Below are 15,704 nucleotides of genomic sequence, written 5' to 3' on the forward strand. Positions count from 1 at the left end.
GGTACAAGAGGCGCGCGAGGGGCATGGATCACGACATGTATTCCCGATGTTTGATAGTTGAGCGGCTGCCGTCTAGCAGGGTCAGAACGTATAACTAATGGAGGTAACGGCGCTCACAGCGCCTTTGCGTTCGATTAGAGGGCTGTCCTCAACTTTTCCGCCCAATTCCGATGCGGTTACCAGCACATACGTTGACCAGTTTTCGTCAAATTTATGAGTCCAGTTCGCGTTCAGAGCGTACTGATTCAGGCCGCCCCCAGGGGTAAATGCAGTAAACCTCGATTGCTGAGATTGCTGGCCAGTTACGCCGAAATAGGCCTGGTTGTAGCGATGATCGGCAGCTCGGACGTCAAGCCCAAGCACAATGATGTCTCTGGACTGGTTCAATACCGTCGCTTCGAGCCCGGCGCGATAGCGTGTGCCCCTTTCTCCACCATCCAGCGCAAATTCGGCTTCGCCATTGACCGAGAGCCACGGCGTCACTTGCTGACTTAGATACAGAATACTGGTTGCTGTGTTGTTGACTTCGCCCATGCCTGAGAGTCGGTTAGACCCAGGCCTGAAGTCGTTATTGCGATCATCCCTGCCAGCGTCGTAGAAAAATGACTGACTGATGTAGAAGCCGGAAGGCGACTGCCATTGCAAGCCTAACCCTCGGTAGGTATCAACAAAAAAAATGCCACGGCTCAGCGAGAGCACCGGGACCGGCACACTTCGGTAGTCCTTTGAGCCCATGTAGCGGGGCCCACCCGCAACACCGACACCGATGCTAGCTTGAGTTTCGCCACCAAAGATGCTGTCGGTAATTGAGGCCGTTTCAGCCTGCACTTGAAGCGCCAACGGCAAGGACATGACCGTACCGTAGAACACGTGGGCAGCTGAGCGTCGTAATGCGTATGCAGAAAGTTTTTTCATGATTTTTTTCCTAACGTTGCTGGAGCGTTCATGCTTACGCCATAGAAGGCGTGGAAAAGGGCGATACGATTAAGGGCTAAGTCCCGTTGCGCGAAAATACCGTCGATGCGGGTTTGGTGGAGCCGCAGGCGTGCCGACAATAGCCGCGGTTGGTCCTCCCATCCCGCGTCGAAGCGCGCAGTCGCTCGCCGAACACGTTCATCCTCTGTGATCCCCAGTCCACGCTCGCTACGCACTCGTTCAATCAGCGCGGTGCGGGCAATGAGCGCATCGGATACTTCTCGGAACGCTGATTGCACGGTTCTTTCGTAGTCGGCCACTGCCGCCTCTTTACGTAGCTGGGCCAGATCGAGATTGGCGCTGTTGCGGCCATAATTGAAAATGGGCAGTGTGATTTGAGGAATGAAGGTCCAAACGCGGCCACCTGCATCGAACAGGTTTCCCAGACCATCGCTAGCAGTACCCAATGAGGTACTCAACGTAATTGATGGAAAGAACGCGGCTCTGGCCGCGCCGATGTCAGCATTGGAGGCCCGCAGTTGCTCCTCCGCCTGAAGGATGTCGGGACGTTCCAGCAGTACCTCAGAAGGCAACGAATTTAGCCAGTCGAGCGACTCATTCGGATTGGCCAACTCTTCGACCTTTCCTGCGGGGGGCGCGCCGGCGTAGCCAGTCAGCAGCTGCAGCGCATTTCGTGCGCCAGCCGAGTCGGTTTGAGCCTGCTGCATGCTTGCGTATGAGTGTTCGGTGTCGCTGCGTTGCAGGTTCACTTCATCTTCAGATAATGTCCCAACGTCTCGTTGGCGTTCGGCAAGATTGAGCAGGGTCAGCGTATCGAGATATGCGTTTTGCAGTTGTTGTGCTTGAGCCGCAGCTGCGCGATCAATGACGTAGGCACGTAGGACTTCTGAAATAAGAGCACCGCGAAACGCGCGCTGTCCTTGAGCACTTGCCAAATACCGATGCCTGGATGCGTCGGAAAGGCTGCGGACCCGACCGAAGAAATCCAGCTCGAAATCCGATGTACCAATGGTCGCAGCACTCAATTTCTGTCCGTAGCGAGCGTCGAGGCTGGGATCATTGAATTTCTGACGGAAGCGTTGGACTGAGGCATTCACGCTGGGCAGCTGTTGTGCGCGATCAATGCGATTTAGCGCGCGTGCTTGTTCGACCTGGAGCGTCGCGACTTTAAAGTCACGATTGTTAGCCAAGGCACGTTCGACGAGCGGGACAAGATCATCGCTTGTCGAAAACGCCGTAAGGAAAAGGCGCTCCTGGGTAGAGAGCGGTTCCGATCTTCCTTCCGGAGCCTTAGAGGAGGGAACCGTCGAAGTATCAAATCTTGCAGGAATCGGTGTTTCAGGTCGCTGGTACGTTGGAGCCAGTGAACATGCAGATAGACTGATGACTACAGGGAGCAGCACCCCGAATACGAGTGTCCCACCGCGTCGGAAGAAACCGGTCTGATTCTCTGTTGGTAAGAAAGTAGCCATCAACTCAACCATTCGCTGTTATCTTGGAAATAGATGGTTGCATATGACTTTCAAGAAACGTTGCGGAAATTATCAAGGTTTCATCAAGAGGCTATTATGGTAGGCAAAAAGGTGCTGGTGGTTGAGGACGACGCCTTAAGTGCAAACACGCTCGAGGCATATCTTCGTCGTGATGGGTTTGAGGTGGCTATCGCCGAGGATGGCGAGCGCGGTGTAGAAATGCATGCCCGTTGGAGACCGGATTTGGTCCTGCTGGATGTGATGCTGCCTAAACTTAGTGGTACAGAAGTTCTTTCAATCATTCGCCGTTTGGGAAATACACCCGTAATTATGGTGACTGCGATTGGTGATGAGCCAGAAAAATTAGGTGCACTTCGTTACGGTGCAGATGATTATGTAGTTAAGCCTTATAATCCTAAGGAGGTGGTTGCCAGGGTAGTCGCAGTTCTTCGTAGAACAGATGCCGGCGTCCTTGCGCCAAAAAATCAACTTCGAGACGGTTCCCTATTGGTTGATCTCCAAACATTTACCGCGCATGTAGAGGGAGGAAAAATGGGGAGCGCATTGTTGGATCTCACTCCGACTGAATTTAATTTATTAGCAACCTTGCTCCGCGCCCCATTCAAAGCATTTACGCGCAATGAGTTGTTAGAGGCGTGCTTGCCTGAAAGTGGAGCTTTAGATCGCGTCATAGACACTCATATTCACAATCTTCGCAAGAAGTTGGAAGTGAATGGTATAACTGATGTGTTGGTCACCGTCCGAGCCGTCGGTTATCGGTTTCGGAGGGCACAATGAAATTCCCCTTTTCGCGTAAAACTCGCTCGACACTTTGGTATTGGGTTTGCCTGCGCATGAGCTTGCTTGCACTAGGTGTAGTTTTCAGTATTACATTTGGCATGTGGCTGCGATTCGCGATTTGGGACTACACGACGACTCAGCAGATCCCCGCGTCGGTACGGCCCGAACTCGAAGAACTTCGCGCAGATCCAAATTACAATCAAGCTCGATTGTGGGAGCTATTTCAACGTTATTATGACGTAGGAGACTTTCTCCCAGGTATGGCAAACCGTGATTGGTGGTGGCTTGCACTATTTGTCATGGTCTCAATTCCGGTCGTGATTTTAGGTGGCTTATTGGCTTCTCGGCCATTGTCTCAACAATTTTCAGATGTTGCCCGCGCTGCCCGCAAAGTTGCACAGGGGGACTTTTCGGTACGGGCGCCAAGTGTCCCTGGTGCTCCCGCCGAGCTTAGAAAACTGGCGAAAGACTTCAACAGGATGACTGCGAAGCTTGAGCAGTATGAGCGCGAGGTTCGTGTGTCCAGTGCGGTGCTCGCCCATGAGCTTAGAACTCCGCTCAATGCAGCGATGGGGCGCGTGCAAGGCATGCTGGACGAGGTGTTCCCCAGTGATCCTCAACAGCTAATGCTGGTTAAAGGTCAGCTTGACCAGCTGAATCGACTGGTGGGTGATTTGCATTTGTTGTCTCTGGCCCGGGCTGGCCAGTTGGCCATGGAGAAATGCCGGTTTTCCATGAATGAGCTGATTTCTGAGCGCCTTGAATGGGCTGCGCCTCAGATTGTCGCTGCGGGTGTTGTGGTGCAGGTTAATGCTGTACGTGAATTCACGCTGATGGCTGATCGAGATAGGATTGGCCAGGCGTTGTCGATTCTGATTGACAACTTGCTGCGCTATGCCGCTCAAGGTAGACATTGCGAAGTGACAGCAAGTCAGTTTGACGGTGCTTTTTTCTTGGTTGTCGCCGATAGAGGCCCAGGAGTTGAGGAGGATCAGCTATCACGCATGTTTGACCGTTTCTGGCGAGCTGAAAGTTCTCGCGCCCGGCCTTGGGGCGGTACGGGGTTGGGGTTGTCAATTGCCTCGGCGATTTGTGAGGCACACGGCGGTAATATCAGTGCGTCCAACCGCGAGGGTGGGGGCTTGGCTATTCAAATATCAATCCCGGCGCTTAATTGAGAACCTCCACACGGTGATCGTGGCGTTCGCCGCGCACTGCCTCAGCGAGTATTGCTACATCTTGATAAAATCTTGATATTTTCTGAATCGTTTATTGAAAAGCGCAGTGTAGCCTTGCCCTGTGCTTTTCAAATTAGACCATTGCTCCTCATTTACTGACAGCTTGTGGGTTCCTGGTTAAGAATCTTTGAGTGTTCTATACGTTTACGTAGTCATTCAGTAAGAGTGAATGGTGTGTCGAACCCACGTTTAGGAAAACTTACATGCAGCAAAATTCTGACTGGATTATCTGTGAGCATTGCGATTTAGTTTTCGAATCTGTAATGCTGGAACCTGGTCAGACCGCGTTTTGCACACGGTGCGAGGGAGTGCTTCAACAGGGTTCATCATTTACGATTGAGCAATTGTTTGCCGTCTCTATCGCCAGTGCGCTTTTGTTCGTCTTTGCCAACGTGTTTCCTGTCATAGATGTGAGTTTTGAGGGGGTGGGTAATCAGGCAACACTGTGGTCTTCGGTTTGGGCATTAGCGCAAGGCGAAGTTACCCCGATCGCTTTTGTGGCTGGGTTATGCATTATTTTGGCTCCGGGTCTGCAAATCGCTTTACTGTGCTGGTTGCTTGGATTTGCTAACCGACATCGACGTGCGCCTGGTTTTGAACGCTGCATGCGACTGTTAGTGGATTTAAAACCTTGGAGCATGCTCGAGGTATGCTTGCTGGGTGTTTTAGTCGCGCTCATTAAACTGAATGGGTTGTTAGATGTTCAGCCAGGAGTGGGGCTATTGGCGTTAGTGTTGCTTTGCGTTATCAGTATTGTTGTAACCAATAAAAGCATTCAACGGTTATGGGGCGAGGCGCACTACTTATGATGACTCGAAGTCCTCCAAGCGCGTCGGAACTACAATTGGTTCTTTGTCACACCTGTAAAAAGGCGTGCTCCATTGTCGCGATTATTTGCGATCGTTGTGGCGCACAACTTCACCACCGTAAGCCCAATAGTCTTATTCGAACGTGGGCGCTGCTCCTCACTGGAATGATTTTTTATGTGCCGGCTAATTTAATGCCGGTCATGCGTACTGATATTTTAGGTCATGGTCGTGACAGCACCATCATGAGTGGTGTGATCGAACTGTGGAAAAGTGGTGCTTGGGACATAGCGTTATTGATATTTGTAGCCAGTGTGGTAGTGCCGTGTATGAAGTTTCTTATTATGTTCCTGCTACTCACAAGCACCCAGCGCCGCAGCCGATGGCGCACATTAGAGCGATCTAATCTCTACCGCATTGTTGAACGCATTGGCTATTGGTCCATGCTCGATGTGTTGGTCGTCGCGGTGCTGGCTGCACTTGTACAATTTCAGTTATTGAGCAATATCGAACCCAGAATCGGGATCGTTTTTTTTGGCCTCGTGGTGGTCTTCACCATGCTGGCTTCTATGAGTTTTGATCCCCGACTTATTTGGGATTCTGAGGTAGAAAATGTCTGATCAAGTGAGTGTCAGTGCTAACCGAGCGCCTGAAAGGCCTCATGTAAAAGATCGAAGCAAGGGCTTCTCACTGGTTTGGTTGCTTCCTATAGTTGCGGCGTTGATCGGCGTATCGATGGCCGTGCATAACCTTCTGTCAGAGGGACCAGAAATCCAAGTCAGTTTTTCAAGTGCCGAAGGTCTGGTGGCGGGCAAAACTCAGGTGAAATACAAAAATGTAGTCATCGGCCAAGTCGCTAATATTTCTTTGAGCGATGATCGTGATCACGCTGTGGCGACTGTTCAATTAGAGCGTTCAGCTAAAGCGTTTACAGCTCAAAATTCGCGTTTTTGGGTTGTTCGACCTCGCGTCGGTGCACAGGGTATTTCGGGCATCGATACGCTTTTGTCGGGCGCTTTTATTGGCGCAGATCCCGGTGAATCAAGTGAAACTAAGGTGGCTTTCAAGGGATTGGAAAGTCCGCCGCCAATTACCTATGGGCAGAAAGGGACGCGTTTTACATTGAGCGCGGATGATCTTGGCTCGCTTGACATTGGTTCTCCCGTTTACTACAGACGCATCGAAGTCGGGCAGGTTGTCTCTTACCAGCTGTCTGTTGATGGCAAAGGTGTCGAAATCGAAATTTTCATTAATGCACCAAATGATAAATTTATCACCTCTGGAACTCGATTCTGGAATGCCAGTGGGGTAGACGTAAGTTTTGGCGCAGAAGGGCTGAAGGTTAATACCCAGTCAGTCGCATCCATCGTATCGGGCGGCATTGCTTTTATGGAACCGCCCTATGGTGCCGATGCTAAAAATACTGAAGAGCGTAGCGCCTTCCCGTTATTTAAAGACCAAGCAACTGCTTTGGCTCCACCAGATGGTGAGCCCTTCTTCATTCGAATGCATTTCGATCAGTCAATGCGTGGTTTAGCGGTAAATGCGCCTGTCGAATTCTTAGGCGTGAACATTGGAAAGGTTGTGTCTACCGATCTGGACTTCAACCCTTCAACCAATAGTTTCGCGGTTATGGTTGGCGCGGTTATTTACCCCCAGCGCTTAGGCCAGGCTTATGACCAAATACTAACGGCGTATGGTACAGGCGAAGATGAAGATGGTAAAAAGTCAGCACAGTTAATATCAGCATTCGTCAAAGAGGGGCTGCGTGCTCAAGTTCGCACTGCAAACTTATTAACGGGGCAACTTTATATTGCACTTGATTTCGTTCCAAATGCTCAGCCTGTACGTTTCAATTTAGCCGCTCGTCCTATGGAAATGCCAACGGTTCCCGGGAGCTTAGACAAACTGCAAGACCAGGTTCAGCGTATCGTGGAAACGATTAGTAAAGTTCCGTTCGAGCAGATTGCAGGTAACCTCAATAAAAACTTAGTAGAAATGCGTAAGACATTGCAGCAGGTTAATGGACAGGTACTGCCGCAAATGCGTGATGCGTTAGGCCAGACGCAAAGAACGCTGACCATAGTCAATGAGAGTTTTGCTGAGGACTCCCCACAGCGCCAGCAATTTGGTCAGGTGATGGATGAAGTACAGCGTTCTGCACGGTCAGTGCGTGTACTTAGCGACTTGCTGAGTCGACACCCAGAAGCGTTGATTCGCGGCAGAGTGAAGGATGGGCAACCTGATGGTATTCGCTCCAGCAATTCCTCGTCACCCGCCCTATCTTCGGAGTCATCTGAGTGAAAATAGGTTTTTATGTCCTCGTAGCGTGCTTAACACTGACTGCTTGCAGCTCTGCGCCCACGCATTATTACACGCTGATGCCTGCAACGGATTCACCGACCACCCAAACAGTGGTGCCGTTTCAGTATGAACTGACGACCGTTAACGTACCGGCTCAAGTTGATCAGCCTCAGATAGTTGTTCGTCAAGGAGAGAGTGGCGTCCAGATACTGGAGACAGAGCGCTGGGCCTCGCCCTTGGCAGATGAAGTGAGATCTGCGCTACGTCATCACCTAAGACTGCAGATGGGGCGGGCGGACAGGGCAGGTGTCGCCCGCGACTCAGGTTTGCAAAATGTGTCCATACAGGTCGACATGCGTCGTCTCGAGATGGTTCCAGGGCGCTATGCTTTGATTGAGGCAGTTTGGAGCCTGAGAAATACTGGGGGCGCTGGTCCACGCAGAAGCTTGAGCTGCACATCAGTGATTCGTCAGGAGGCGACCGCTGAAATGGGCGCGTTGGTTTTGGCGCATCAACAATTGATAAGGGAGCTCAGCGTCCGCATTGTTCAGACGGTGATACCTTGGATGGCAAGCTCGGACTACGCTTGCTCAAATTAAATCTTGGATTTCTACAAACTCTGGCTGTGCGGCGGCTACAGCAAATTAGCTAACGAGGAAACCGAATGAAACAGTGGATATGGCTTGTTATGGCGATAGTACTTGAGGTTGTGGCGACGCTCTCACTCCGCGCTGCGGTGGATAATCCTCAGTGGATCGTTATCGTTATCTGCGGCTATATGGGGGCGTTCGTAGCGCTTTCCATGGTGCTGCGAGAAGGAATGGCTATTGGCGTCGCCTATGGTATCTGGGCCGCTTGCGGAGTGGCGTTTACCGCCGTGGTGGCGCATATTTTGTTCAGCGATCCCCTTACTTGGATTATGGGATTAGGCATCGTTTGCATCATCGCTGGCGTCTGGCTAGTTGAAGCGGGATCTGTCGCATCTCATCGCAAAGTGGAGGAATGACAATGAGTTGGATCTACTTGATTGGCGCCATTTTGTTCGAAGTCGCAGGCACGCTCTCAATGCGTGCTTCAGATGGTTTTCGCCGTAAATTTTGGATTTTACCAGTTCTGGCTTCCTATTTAATTGCGTTTTCATTGCTCAGTTTGACTCTTGCTGAAGGGTTGAGTGTCGGAGTAGCTTATGGGATATGGTCTGCATGTGGTGTGGCCCTGACTGCAATTGTTGCGAACTATCTTTTTAAAGATCCACTTACTAAATTAATGGGGTTGGGTATTATCTTAATTGTTGGTGGGGTTTTGCTAATTAAACTAGGCGCTCAGCAGACTGGTTGATTGTGTCATGCTCGCAGTTAATGCTGGTCATGGGGGATGCAGTAGGATAATTTTTCACTAGTACTACGCATCTCGGAATATCCCCTGGCGGTATTTTTATAGAAAAATCTAAAGTGATGGAAGAGTTAGATATCTGAGATTAAGGGGTGTAGGTATGAAAAGAGCCATCATGGCAACACTTCTGTTTTTATTTTTTTCCTCTGCCTCGCAGGCCGTTGAGTTGTCCTCGTCTGTTGGTTCGACAAGTCAGGGCGGCCTGACTGCTCGCGCTGGTGTGAACGTGAATTGGGGCAGTTCATGGTTGCAGAGTCGAATGGGGAAACTTACAGGATATTGGGATTTTGGTTACACCTTTTGGGAGGCTGGTAGAAAAGCTGGTGCTAGACATTCCTTATCTTCTGCTCCCGTTTTCGTCTACGAATTTGGCACCTCTCACATCAAACCTTTCATAGAGTTGGGGGTGGGTTTAGCCGTTTTCTCCGGAGGAAATGCAGGTGATAGGGCTCTGGGGTCCGCTTTTAACTTTGAGGATCGTCTAGGTGCTGGCTTGAAAATCGGTGAGACTCAAAAAGTTGGTGTTCGGGCAATACATTACTCAAATGCTGGGATAAAAGAACCGAATGATGGAATTGAGTCTTTTTCTTTATTCTATAGTCACGATTTTTAGTCCACCTATGCAATTTTTTTTGAGTTGTGCTGATCAGTCTGCTGGCTAAATTTATAACGTCTGATATCTGAAGTTTCTAGATATAGTTTCTTACACAGTGATTGTTGTTTCGGCTTGTTCAATGCGAGGCGTGCGATCGCGCTGCATCCTGTTTTTTACGAGCGTTGGTTTTGTGTGTTCGCGCTATTTTTGCGCGAGACCAGGTGTATCAATCATTAAGGGCTAATATATGAATGCTTCAAAGAGTGCGCGGCGTGCAAGTTTGGTATGTGGGGCTTCGCATAAAGTCTCAGATAAAATCCGTTATTTTGGGAAAGGCTGTTTTTTGATCGCGGCGGTTTTCGGTATTAGTGCGTGTGCCTCGCATACTCCACTAAAATCTGACCAGGCGACGTCTTATCAGGGCTTGGCAGCAAGCGGTGAAAACGAGATGTCGATTCCTCCCCAGCCAGCCGATTTTGGTCGGTATAGAGTGGCCGTGATAGAGTCGGTGCAGGTTGCTCCTGCCGTTGCCAAGGAAATATCTCCTGAGGTCTGCACAGAAATTTCAGGCGTGCTGCGTGATGATATTAATGCGCAGATGCGAAAGAAGTTTGATTTGAAGGGTGACCCTGCTACTGAGCCTGTTCTTCGTATAAAAATTCGTATTACACGAATTACAGAGGCATCTCCTGTGATCAATACCGTAACTTCCCTGGCCATAGGACCGCTACTGAACGGCGCCTTGGCTGTCGAATTGGAGGCGTTGGATGGCAATACTGGCGAGCAAAAGGCAATGTTGTTGTGGGCGGACTCGGGAGGACTTAAGGAGTTTTTTGGGAACTATAGCCGTACCTCCCACGCTCGTACGCTAGCTGGACGCTTTGCCGTTGATGCTACCTCGTTTATCTCCCCGTTGAGTAAACGCTGACGATGAGCCGATTAGGCGGTGAATTAATAATTGGAAAAGGTGGCGTGTGATAAAAATTTTCAATGATGATGTAAATACTGGCGGCCTCACACGTATTACTAGCAGGATGGCTGCTAGTGATACTAACAACAAAGATGCAGCAAAGTTACAGCTCTCTGATGTAGCACCTGCCAGAGGTGCGAACAGTTCAGAAGCCGATAAAGAAACGAATAGGGGAGAGGGCAACTCTGGCGCTTCATAATCTGATATAATGTCGCAATTGAAACGTCAGATAGCTGAGCTTCAAAAACAGCTCCAGCAAGAACAACAACAGCTACAAAAAATTCAATCTAGCCAACAGGCTGCCGAGTTGAAAGCGGCCGCCGTTGGCGCTGTTCAGACTCAGATATCAAGCACGTCAGCAGCGTTACAGACTGTAATGGCTGCATTGTTGCAAGCTGTAAAAGGCGCTGGGAGTGAAAATTCTGGGAATATGGTTAACGTCACTGCATAAGAGAACGGCCACTCTCATTAGAGAGTGGCTTTTTTACGGTGACCCTTGTGGCTTTTGGAAACCTAGCTCGCTGCTAATGCTAAAGCTGCAATGCAATAATAATTCTCGATATTGCGTTTCAATTCCGACGGGATCCATTACTGCATCGGGCCCTGACAGATTGATAGCGGCCACTACTTTCCCGCTATAATCTTTTATTGATGCTGCAATAGCTGTCGAATAATCGGACCGATGCAGTACCCAGCCTCGTGCTCTGTCTTCGGCAATTAAGCTTTGTAATTCCACTAGTGTACGGGGTGCTGGGTTCGGATAGTCGTCCAGACGGATGTGTTGATAAAGTTGTCCTAGCTCTATTTCGTCCAGCGCGGTCAACAGCATGCGGCCCATGGCGGTGCAGTGACAGGCGATGCGCGTGCCCACCGGAATGTTCACGGACAGTCGTTGCGCCGCAAAAGCGCGATACAGGTACAGGCTGTCGGTCTGCTCGCGGATGCTCAGGTGGCAGGACAACGACGTCCGATCACGCAGCTCGTTGAGGTGCGGCATCGCCACTTCAACGATGTCGCGGCTGGCCAGATAACTGAAACCATCGCTGATGACCCGTGCGCCGAGTTCATACTGGGTGTTGTGCTTGTTCAGGTAACCCATGTGGGTCAGCGTGAACAGAATGCGATACACCGCCGAGGTGCTGACCCCCAACCGCTCGGCGATTTCCTGAATGCTCAGGCTGCGCGTGCGGGCGTTGAACATGCCCAGCACACTGAGCCCGCGGGCGAGGGCAGGGACGCTGTAGTCGGTGTCTTTGTCGGGCGTTTCAGCCATGTTCATCGGGTGGCTCCTTGATTACAGCCCTCATCGCACTTAGCACCACGGCGTTCCGGCGTTGACAGATTTGAAGTGGCCAGCCCCTGCAGGGTTGGCGCGGCTTCCGATCAATCCAGCGCTTCAATCCCCAGCACCTGCCCATCGAACTCGGCCATGGCATCCAGCACCGCGCCTTTGAAGTACGCAAGCGAGGCGCGGTCGAACATGATCTGGAACGCCGGTTGCCCCTTCGAGCCCAGGTTGATCACGATGACGTTGATGCGCGCCGCTGAAGTCTGCGCGACGGCGCCTAGCGGAAATGCGGCGGGGCGCAGGTCGACGCCGCAGAGCTTGGCCATGACCTCGGCAATGCACACGCCGCTCAAGTGCAGCCAGGCGTGGCTGTCCTCTCGGGGCAACAGGTAGTTGGCGCTGTGATCCAGCTCCCAACGCGCCTCCTCGTCGGCGATGCGTTCGCCACGGTCCGCAAGGCTGCCAAGGATGAAGTACTCGGTTTGCGACAGGCGCGCCACATGGCTGCCGTCTGCCTGGGTAACGGCCTGGTTCGGCGCATCCGGCAGAGTAAACCCTCGCGCCTGCAAGTACGCGGCGCTCTGTTGACCGCGAAAGCCGACCCTCGGTACGTCGGTCAGATCGACCAGCACGCATTGGTGTAAAGCTCCGAGCTGAAGCGGAGCGGGTTCGATGTAGGTTTCTGTGTTGAGGCTCGACATGTCAGAGCTCCTGGCGCTGGTTTTCAGGATCCAAGAAAGGCAGTTTCACCACCGTGGCCTGGACGATCACACCGTCCTCGACGCGGATCGGGATGTGCTGCCCCGGTTGGCTTTGATCGAATGCGGCGTAGGCCAGGCCGATGATCTGGTCCAGGGATTGCGAGTACTCGCAGGAGGTCACGTTGCCGCTGATGTCCGGACCGCTGAGCACCAGATGGCCTTCCAGCGGTTGCGGGCTGGCCTTGGGCAGCGTGAAGCCCACCAGTTTGCGTTTCTGCGGCTGGGCTTCGAGGATATCCACCGAGCGCCGGCCGACGAAGAACGGCTTGGTCCGGCTCACCGCCCAACCCATGTCGATTTCGCCGGGATGGGTCATGCCGTCGGTGTCCTGACTGATGATCACGTGGCCTTTTTCCAGGCGCAGCAAGCGTTGAGTTTCAACGCCGAACGGGCGGATATCGAACGCCTTGCCGGCTTCCATCAAAGCGTCCCAGAGCTTCAGCGCATGGCGCGCCGGAACGTGAATTTCATAACCCAGCTCGCCGACGAACCCGACCCGCAGCAAGCGCACCTTGATCCCGGCCACGGTGCCCTGACGCACCCCCAGATAAGGAAAACCTTCAGCGGACAGGTCCAGGTCGTGGCAGACCTTTTCCAGCACTTTGCGTGAATCCGGGCCTGCCACGTTGACCGCCGAAATCGCCGCCGTGACGTTGGCGATGTCCACATCCAGCCGCCACTGTGCATTCCACTTGAGCATTTGCTGGTAGATACGATCGACACCGCTGGTGGTGGCTGTGACGTAAAAGTGGTGCTCGCCGAAGCGCGCACACACGCCGTCGTCGATGACCATGCCCTGCTCGTTGGTCATCAGCGCATAACGGGAGCGACCAATCGGCTGCTTGAGGAAGGCGAAGGTGTACATGCGGTTAAGCAGTTCGGCAGCATCCGGGCCACGGACATCGAGCCCACCGAGGGTCGAAACGTCGATGATGCCGACCTTGTTGCGCACGTGCAGCGCTTCGGCCTGCATGCAGGTATCGCGCTCGCTGGCCTTGCCGTAATACGCGGGACGCTGCCAGATACCGGCGGGCATCATTTTCGCGCCCGCTTCCACATGCCGTTTGTGCATCGGCGTCTGCCGGTACGGATCAAATGCACGTCCTGCGACGTGGGCCAGTTTCTCGGCTTCAAAAGGCGGACGTGCCGTGGTGACGCCGGTTTCGCTGACGCTGCGTTGCGTAGAGGCGGCAACCAGTCGTGCGGTTGGCAGCGCCGAATGACGCCCTTGGGACGGGCCCATGCCGACCGTGGAGTAGCGCTTGACCAGTTGGATGTCGCGGTAGCCGATTTTGGTGGCGTTGACGATGTCACGCACTTGCAAGTCTTCATCGAAGTCGACGAAGTCCTTGCCTTTGGGGTGCGGGAAGATCGGCCACGGGAAGTTGACCTGGGCTTCCGTGCGCATCGCCAGCGGTTTGGCCGCCAGCTCCAGATCCAGCGCAACAACGATGTCGGCGGCGGCATGAATGGCATCGGCCAGCACGTTGTCCAGCGCGTGATAGCCGTGGGCCGAGCCAGCAACGGTGAGATTTTTCGGCAGACCGCTGAGGGTGAATTCCGCCAGTTGATCGTCGTAGGCCAGCTTGCCGCCGGCCTGGCACAACAACTGATAGACCGGCATGTAGCCGCCGGACATGCACAGCAGATCGCAATCGATGATAAGACCGCCGTTCGCGACCTGACCTTGCCCGGTGATCTTGCGGATGTCTGCGCCGCTGACGTGACGCATGCCTTTTTCGTGCAGCGCCTCAAAAACGGTGCTGCCGAGATGACAGGTGATGCCGCGCTTTTCCAACGCCAGCAGCAGGGCGCGGTTGGCGGGGTTGCTGCGCATGTCCACCAGCGCGGCCACTTCGACGCCTTGTTCGTACAGGTCCAGCGCAGCCAGATAACCATCGTCGTTACCCGTCAACACCACCGCGCGTTTGCCCGGTTTGACCGCGTACAGCTTCATCAGGCGTTGTGCGGCACTGCTCAGCATCACGCCGGGCAAGTCGTTGTTGCGGAAGATCACCGGCTGATCGAACGAGCCGCTGGCGATCAGGCATTGCGTGGCGCGCACCTTGTACATGCGCTTGCCCTGAATCACCGGCAGGTAGTTGTCAGTGAACCAGGCGTTGCAGGTGGCTTTTTTCAGCACGCGAATATTGGCGTGGCCTTCGACGGCGTCGACCAGTTCACGACGCAGGGTCTCGGCGCGAGTGCCTTCGAGGTCGAAGCGGGCGTACGTCAGCGAGCCGCCGAGGACCGGCTGTTGCTCGATCAGCAGCACCTTGGCGCCCGCGTTGGCGGCAGTCAGGGCGGCCTGAAGACCGGCCGGGCCTGCGCCGATGACGGCCAGGTCCGCGAACAGATAGGCTTTGTCGTAATACTCGGGCTGGAATTTCAGGTCGAGCACGCCCAGGCCGGCCTTCTTGCGAATGATCGGCTCCCAGAGTTTCCACGCGCCCTTGGGCTTGTAGAACGAGCGGTAATAGAAGCCCACTGGCATGAATTTGGAGAACTTGCCGAGGTAGGCGTCCTTGTCGTTGTCCAGCGAGCCGTTGAAGTTCTGCCCGGTGACCTGCACGCCGCTTTCCAGCAGGTGACTGTCGGCCAGTACGTTGGGTTCACTGGGCAGTTGCACCAGCGTGTTGGCGTCTTGCCCGGCCATGGTCAGTGGCCCGCGTGGCCGGTGGTATTTGAACGAGCGCGACAGCAGAAAACGGCCATTGGCGAGCAGGGCGCTGGCGATGCTGTCACCGGCAAAGCCTTGATACGGCTTGCCATCGAAACTGAAATCGAGTGGCTGACTACGGTCAATCAGCAGCCCCATCGGGGCGGGAAGGCGGCTCATCGGGTGGTCTCCCTGGCGGCAACAGCGGTGAATTCCACGCGGGCGTTGAACAGTTCTTTCGGGTCGAAGGTGCGCAGGATTTCGTCGCTGCCGGTGTGGCGCTCTGCCAGAAACCAGTAGCTGGAGGGGTTGTGCATCCACCATTCGCGCACCACGCCCAGAGTGTCATCGCTGTTGAACACGTAATCGGCCCACTCGGCGTCGCTGCAAGTCTGCGGATCAGGCATCTGCTTGAACTCGCCGCCGTAGGTGAATTCGCTGATGTTGCGCGGCCCGTTGAGCGGGCAATTCATCACTTTCAT

General features: G+C 53.4%; 17 protein-coding genes. 11 read left to right on the forward strand and 6 right to left on the reverse strand.

Annotated elements, in window-relative coordinates:
* Positions 1-81 precede the first annotated feature (81 nt).
* Together K5E40_RS29350 and K5E40_RS29355 are read right to left on the reverse strand one after the other, a co-directional pair.
* Complete coding sequence (locus tag K5E40_RS29350; RefSeq protein ID WP_221733728.1) at positions 82-915, reverse strand: MipA/OmpV family protein; 834 nt, start codon at positions 913-915, stop codon at positions 82-84.
* On the reverse strand, positions 912-2,420 hold the full coding sequence (locus K5E40_RS29355; RefSeq protein WP_221733729.1) for an efflux transporter outer membrane subunit: 1,509 nt from the start codon (positions 2,418-2,420) through the stop codon (positions 912-914). Before K5E40_RS29355 ends, K5E40_RS29350 begins: the two co-directional genes overlap by 4 nt.
* 84 nt (positions 2,421-2,504) lie before the next feature.
* Between K5E40_RS29355 and K5E40_RS29360 the strand changes: the two genes are divergently transcribed.
* The 11 genes from K5E40_RS29360 (at position 2,505) to K5E40_RS29410 (ending at position 10,965) form a co-directional block, all read left to right on the forward strand.
* On the forward strand, positions 2,505-3,206 hold the full coding sequence (locus tag K5E40_RS29360) for a response regulator (protein ID WP_153326090.1): 702 nt from the start codon (positions 2,505-2,507) through the stop codon (positions 3,204-3,206).
* The gene (locus tag K5E40_RS29365) at positions 3,203-4,387 is read left to right on the forward strand and encodes a cell wall metabolism sensor histidine kinase WalK (protein WP_221733730.1); all 1,185 of its coding nucleotides are present in this window, start codon (positions 3,203-3,205) and stop codon (positions 4,385-4,387) included. The genes K5E40_RS29360 and K5E40_RS29365 overlap by 4 nt, the downstream gene beginning before the upstream one ends.
* A gap of 263 nt (positions 4,388-4,650) precedes the next feature.
* Complete coding sequence (locus tag K5E40_RS29370) at positions 4,651-5,256, forward strand: paraquat-inducible protein A (RefSeq protein ID WP_221733731.1); 606 nt, start codon at positions 4,651-4,653, stop codon at positions 5,254-5,256.
* Positions 5,253-5,873: a paraquat-inducible protein A gene (locus K5E40_RS29375; RefSeq protein ID WP_371926121.1), complete on the forward strand. Its 621-nt coding sequence runs from the start codon at positions 5,253-5,255 to the stop codon at positions 5,871-5,873. The genes K5E40_RS29370 and K5E40_RS29375 overlap by 4 nt, the downstream gene beginning before the upstream one ends.
* Positions 5,866-7,557, forward strand: a complete 1,692-nt coding sequence (locus K5E40_RS29380; RefSeq protein ID WP_221733732.1) for an intermembrane transport protein PqiB — start codon at positions 5,866-5,868, stop codon at positions 7,555-7,557. Before K5E40_RS29375 ends, K5E40_RS29380 begins: the two co-directional genes overlap by 8 nt.
* Positions 7,558-7,634: 77 nt before the next feature.
* Positions 7,635-8,156 (forward strand): membrane integrity-associated transporter subunit PqiC, encoded by a 522-nt coding sequence (locus K5E40_RS29385; protein ID WP_221733754.1) that lies wholly within the window; start codon positions 7,635-7,637, stop codon positions 8,154-8,156.
* 65 nt (positions 8,157-8,221) lie between these two features.
* A complete protein-coding gene (locus K5E40_RS29390) occupies positions 8,222-8,563 on the forward strand; it encodes a multidrug efflux SMR transporter (RefSeq protein ID WP_221733733.1) in 342 nt (113 codons plus the stop codon).
* Positions 8,564-8,565: 2 nt separating this feature from the next.
* On the forward strand, positions 8,566-8,895 hold the full coding sequence (locus tag K5E40_RS29395; protein ID WP_221733734.1) for a multidrug efflux SMR transporter: 330 nt from the start codon (positions 8,566-8,568) through the stop codon (positions 8,893-8,895).
* A 154-nt stretch (positions 8,896-9,049) separates the two neighbouring features.
* Entirely contained in the window at positions 9,050-9,562 is a 513-nt protein-coding gene (locus K5E40_RS29400; protein WP_221733735.1) for an acyloxyacyl hydrolase, read from the forward strand.
* Positions 9,563-9,791: 229 nt separating this feature from the next.
* Positions 9,792-10,472, forward strand: coding sequence for a DUF3313 family protein (locus tag K5E40_RS29405; RefSeq protein ID WP_221733736.1), 681 nt, complete (start codon positions 9,792-9,794; stop codon positions 10,470-10,472).
* 250 nt (positions 10,473-10,722) lie between these two features.
* Entirely contained in the window at positions 10,723-10,965 is a 243-nt protein-coding gene (locus K5E40_RS29410) for a hypothetical protein (protein ID WP_221733737.1), read from the forward strand.
* A 33-nt stretch (positions 10,966-10,998) separates the two neighbouring features.
* Here the strand turns inward: K5E40_RS29410 and K5E40_RS29415 are convergent, their stop codons facing one another.
* From K5E40_RS29415 to K5E40_RS29430, 4 genes are all read right to left on the reverse strand, one after another.
* On the reverse strand, positions 10,999-11,787 hold the full coding sequence (locus tag K5E40_RS29415; RefSeq protein WP_221733755.1) for an IclR family transcriptional regulator: 789 nt from the start codon (positions 11,785-11,787) through the stop codon (positions 10,999-11,001).
* 110 nt (positions 11,788-11,897) lie between these two features.
* Positions 11,898-12,503 (reverse strand): sarcosine oxidase subunit gamma, encoded by a 606-nt coding sequence (locus K5E40_RS29420; RefSeq protein WP_221733738.1) that lies wholly within the window; start codon positions 12,501-12,503, stop codon positions 11,898-11,900.
* Between the two features lies 1 nt (position 12,504).
* Positions 12,505-15,402, reverse strand: a complete 2,898-nt coding sequence (locus K5E40_RS29425) for a 2Fe-2S iron-sulfur cluster-binding protein (protein WP_221733739.1) — start codon at positions 15,400-15,402, stop codon at positions 12,505-12,507.
* Positions 15,399-15,704: a sarcosine oxidase subunit delta gene (locus tag K5E40_RS29430; RefSeq protein ID WP_221733740.1), complete on the reverse strand. Its 306-nt coding sequence runs from the start codon at positions 15,702-15,704 to the stop codon at positions 15,399-15,401. Before K5E40_RS29430 ends, K5E40_RS29425 begins: the two co-directional genes overlap by 4 nt.

The organism is Pseudomonas baetica (assembly GCF_019733355.1).
Lineage (GTDB): Bacteria > Pseudomonadota > Gammaproteobacteria > Pseudomonadales > Pseudomonadaceae > Aquipseudomonas > Aquipseudomonas baetica_A.